Annotated in this window: 1 protein-coding gene; it reads left to right on the forward strand. The window is 66.1% G+C overall.

What is annotated here, in order from left to right:
- Positions 1 to 40: 40 nt before the first annotated feature.
- Positions 41 to 858 (forward strand): IS5 family transposase gene (locus IH80_RS44465; protein WP_107056996.1). Its coding sequence is split into 2 segments (ribosomal slippage): positions 41 to 389 and positions 389 to 858, totalling 819 coding nucleotides; the frame shifts between segments, so codons are not numbered across the junction.
- Positions 859 to 872 lie beyond the last annotated feature (14 nt).

Consider the following 872-nt stretch of genomic DNA (forward strand, 5'->3'; position numbering starts at 1 on the left):
AGACCGTGTCCTATGTGGTGAGGCGGTCGTGGAAGTTGCCATGGGGCGGGGTACGTGGAGTTGGATTGTTCCGGACGGGCTGTGGGAGATCGCGGAGCCGCTGATCCCGCCGTCGAGGGTGCGGCCGCAGGGTGGCGGGACGCAGGACACGCCTGATGAGACGCTGTTCGCCGCGATCATCTACGTGCTGGTGTCCGGTTGTGCCTGGCGGGCCCTGCCGCCCTGTTTCGGGATATCGAAGTCCACCGCTCATCGCAGGTTTCTGATCTGGTCGCGTGCCGGGGTGTGGGGCCGGCTGCACGAGGAGATCCTGCACCGCCTCGACGGCGCCGGCCTGCTCGACCTGTCCCGAGCCGTCCTCGACTCCGCCCACGTACGGGCGAAAAAAGGGGCGAACTCACCGGTCCGAGCCCCGTGGACCGGGGCAAAGCGGGTTCCAAGATGCACGTCCTGTCGGACGCGAACGGACTGCCCCTCCTCGTCGGCCTCTCGGCCGCCAACACCCACGACAGCCAAGCCCTGAAGCCCATGGTGCTCGGTCACCAAACGAGACACGACCCCCACCGCGGGCGTTACTTCAAACCCCAGCGCCTGCATGCCGACAAGGCATACGACATACCTGAGCTGCGGAAATGGCTCCGTGGCAAACGCATCGGCGTCCGCATCGCCCGCAAGGGCATCGAGTCGTCAGAACGGCTCGGACGACGCAGATGGGTCATCGAACGCACCATGTCCTGGCTGACCGGCTACCGCCGCCTCAACCACCGCTACGAACGCCACCCCCGCAACTACCTGGCCTTCCACGGCCTCGCCGCAGCCATCTGCTGCTACAAGCGACTCATCCGCATCACCACATAGGACACGGTCTTAGG

Source organism: Streptomyces sp. NRRL S-378 (genome assembly GCF_000720645.1).
Lineage (GTDB): Bacteria > Actinomycetota > Actinomycetes > Streptomycetales > Streptomycetaceae > Streptomyces.